Genomic DNA, 3,110 nt, shown 5'->3' on the forward strand with positions numbered 1-3,110 from the left:
TGACCTGGGCAGTCAACGTGCGCGTAGTGACGAATGTTCGAGTCGTACTCTACGTGCGCAGTGTTGATGGTGATACCACGAGCCTTTTCTTCCGGGGCGCTGTCGATCTTGTCGAAGTCAACACGAGCCGAACCGAAAACTTCGGAGCAGACGCGAGTCAGAGCAGCAGTCAGAGTGGTCTTACCATGATCTACGTGACCAATAGTACCAACGTTGACATGCGGCTTATTACGTTCGAACTTTTCCTTAGCCATCGAAATCACCCCTAGGAGAAGAATTGAGCAAGTCACACAAGCCATTAAAACAAAGGCAGATATTTTCATATCTGCCTTGTTATATGGAGCTCTTGAGCGGATTTGAACCGCTGACCTCACCCTTACCAAGGGTGTGCTCTACCAACTGAGCTACAAGAGCGAAACACTTTGCACAACCTGCAAACTTGGAGCGGGTAGCGGGAATCGAACCCGCATCATCAGCTTGGAAGGCTGAGGTTCTACCACTAAACTATACCCGCGGAGCTTGCAGCTCACGCTAAAATCTGGTGGAGGGGGAAGGATTCGAACCTTCGAAGTCGTAGACGTCAGATTTACAGTCTGATCCCTTTGGCCGCTCGGGAACCCCTCCTAAGCGAGGCAGCATTCTACATCATGCCACCCTTCTGTCAAGCATTTTCTCATTAAAAGCCTGAGGTTAGCTGCGTTGACCTCGCTTCGCTGCTTCTACCTCTAGAGGTCTTCACTGCGGAGCGGGCGCCATTCTATGCAAACTATTCGACAGTTGCAATGCCTTCGCATGACATTATTTTATGTTTTAACTCATTGAATTCTTTAGCAAGATTCTGCAACCGTGAATCATCCAGCAAATGCCTGCTTTCAGGGGCCACTCGCAACCAATGCCCAGAAATATCAGGCAAATCCGAAGCCCCCAATCGCACCTCCACTCCAAGCGCCGACAGGCGCTGCCCAAGCAACTGAGCCTGTTCGCGACGAGCAAAGCCACCTATATAGAGACAATCACTCCGGCCATCCCCTTCCTTGTCACGCCTGGCAACCTGAGCGGACTCACTCAACAAGCGAATATCCTGCTGGGATCCCTTGTAGAGCGTCAGAGGCACCACCTCTTTTGCACGCAAAGGCGCTTCCTGCTGATGCCAGACGTAATAGAACACATTGAGAACCAGGAGCAGCAGGAATAACCAGCGCATAAAAACCTCAAGACAATGGGCATGCCATGGCCAATCCAACAAAAACCAGATCTGGGACCACTCGCCCTTGCGGCACCAAGCCGGAAACCAGATCGGCATCGCCACCAGTAAGGAACACCACGAATTCCTCCCCCCAATAGCTCCGCGCCAACTCCAACTGAGTAAGCACAAACCCTCTCAGCATCAATGAGCAGCCGCGCTCTACCGCCTCTACCGTTGTACGACCCGGCATCAGACTCACCAGTGCGCGCTCGGCAGACAAATCGTCGTACCGAATCCGGCGAGTGTGAGTTCTCAGCTGATTACGCATCAACGGCATGCCAGGGCAGATAAAGCCCCCTAAGTGCTCACCGTCCGCAGCAATGAAGTCTGCAGTAACAGCCGTCCCAAAATCGAGCACCAGACAGGCTCCAGCAGCGAGACGAAAGCCACCCAGCATGGCAAGCCAACGATCCAGACCAAGCCGCTCAAACTCCTCATAACCATTTCGGACGCCGGCCATTTCTTTTGCAGGAGCAGCACAGACCACCGCCACACCAAAAGCCTGCACCAACATGGAAGTAAGTTTGCTTGTCTCCTCTGCCGTGCGCACACTGACCAAGCGACATCGGGTCAAGACCAAACCATTCAATGCATGCAGATGCCTCACCAAAGCCTCATCGGAATCAACGACACCCTCAGCAAATACCCCAGGCGTCGTATTATTCAGAACACGCCATTTAATGAAGCTGTTTCCGCAGTCAAGCTCAAGAATCATCGCGCAACCTCAAACTGAGCTCACCACCGCTGTAGACCCTCTCAACGCCATCCACCTTCAATCGCAACGCACCTTGCTGATCAATGCCCATAACGACACCGTCTACTTGATTGACTCCTGCAATCAGAGACACGGCACTGCCTTGCCACAAGTGATTCCGCTCCCACTCCTCGCGAATAGAGGAGAACCCCTCTACCTGGTGGCGCTCCAGGTAAGCCTTCAACATCATGCTTAACCGAGCAACCAACTGGTTTCGATCGATCTGCTTACCGGACTCGAGCCGGACAGAAGTCCACAGTTGATCGACCTCGTCAGCCTTCTGCATATTGACGTTGATACCAACACCCAGAACCACATGACAAACATCTGCAGGATCCCCGACCAATTCCAATAGGATTCCAGCGATTTTTTTGCGCCCAACCAAGACATCATTTGGCCACTTCAGGCCCGCACTAGCTATCCCAAACTCTCGCAAGGTCTGCATGACCGCCAGCCCGACCACCAAGCTAAGCCCTTCAAGCTGACGCATCCCACCATCGATGCGCAGCACAAGGCTGTAATAAATATTTTCAGCAAAAGGACTCACCCACTTGCGCCCCCTCCGACCGCGCCCCACTGTTTGACGCTCAGCCACCACCAGGAACGGCGCAGGTACGCCCCGCTCGACAGCTCTAAGAGCTTCAGCATTTGTAGAGTCGATGGAATCGAAAGCCAGCACAGCCCAAGGGCATTCCCTTGACTGCTCGCAAATTTCAGCAGGATTCAGAAGCGTCAGCGGGGCCGCCAATTGATAACCGCGCCCGCGAATTTTATGAATGGAAAGCCCCAGATCAGCCTCCAATTGCTGCAACTGCTTCCACACGGCACTGCGACTAATACCCAAGGCAGCACCAAGGGCCTGGCCTGAGTGAAACCGCCCATCCTTTAGAAGCTCCAACAATGTCAGCATGCAGATCTCGCCTCACAATGAGGCAGGCATAATAGCCATGCCTACGGCTGTTGCATAGAAAGCATGACAGGCACAATCAGGCCGCCAGCAATCGCTTTTCTGCGAGCAAAAACAAAACCCCAACTGCTTTCGCAATTGGGGTTTCGGAATTTAATCTTGACGATGACCTACTCTCACATGGGGAAACCCCACACTACCAT

4 protein-coding genes and 3 tRNA genes are annotated in these 3,110 nt (G+C 52.9%); all 7 read right to left on the minus strand.

Annotation, left to right across the window (positions count from 1 at the left end):
* Positions 1–254: GTP-binding protein (locus BLV20_RS30640; protein WP_232291028.1), on the minus strand; the 254-nt coding region annotated here is incomplete at its 3' end.
* Between the two features lie 84 nt (positions 255–338).
* Positions 339–414: transfer RNA gene (locus BLV20_RS30645), tRNA-Thr, on the minus strand.
* Positions 415–440: 26 nt separating this feature from the next.
* Positions 441–514 (minus strand) — tRNA-Gly (locus BLV20_RS30650).
* A 25-nt stretch (positions 515–539) separates the two neighbouring features.
* A tRNA-Tyr gene (locus BLV20_RS30655) sits at positions 540–624 on the minus strand.
* Positions 625–766: 142 nt separating this feature from the next.
* On the minus strand, positions 767–1,204 hold the full coding sequence (locus BLV20_RS30660; RefSeq protein ID WP_092306078.1) for a hypothetical protein: 438 nt from the start codon (positions 1,202–1,204) through the stop codon (positions 767–769).
* A 7-nt stretch (positions 1,205–1,211) separates the two neighbouring features.
* A complete protein-coding gene (locus BLV20_RS30665; RefSeq protein WP_092306079.1) occupies positions 1,212–1,961 on the minus strand; it encodes a pantothenate kinase in 750 nt (249 codons plus the stop codon).
* A complete protein-coding gene (gene birA, locus BLV20_RS30670; RefSeq protein WP_092306080.1) occupies positions 1,951–2,910 on the minus strand; it encodes a bifunctional biotin--[acetyl-CoA-carboxylase] ligase/biotin operon repressor BirA in 960 nt (319 codons plus the stop codon). The genes BLV20_RS30665 and birA overlap by 11 nt, the downstream gene beginning before the upstream one ends.
* Positions 2,911–3,110 lie beyond the last annotated feature (200 nt).

It is taken from the genome of Pseudomonas sp. NFIX28 (assembly GCF_900107395.1).
Lineage (GTDB): Bacteria > Pseudomonadota > Gammaproteobacteria > Pseudomonadales > Pseudomonadaceae > Aquipseudomonas.

What these genes read in the sequence shown, in the direction of transcription:
- BLV20_RS30660 (WP_092306078.1), bottom strand. Translation starts at nt 1,204, where the DNA reads ATGCGCTGGTTATTCCTGCTGCTCCTGGTTCTCAATGTGTTCTATTAC.
- BLV20_RS30665 (WP_092306079.1), bottom strand. Translation starts at nt 1,961, where the DNA reads ATGATTCTTGAGCTTGACTGCGGAAACAGCTTCATTAAATGGCGTGTT.
- birA (WP_092306080.1), bottom strand. Translation starts at nt 2,910, where the DNA reads ATGCTGACATTGTTGGAGCTTCTAAAGGATGGGCGGTTTCACTCAGGC.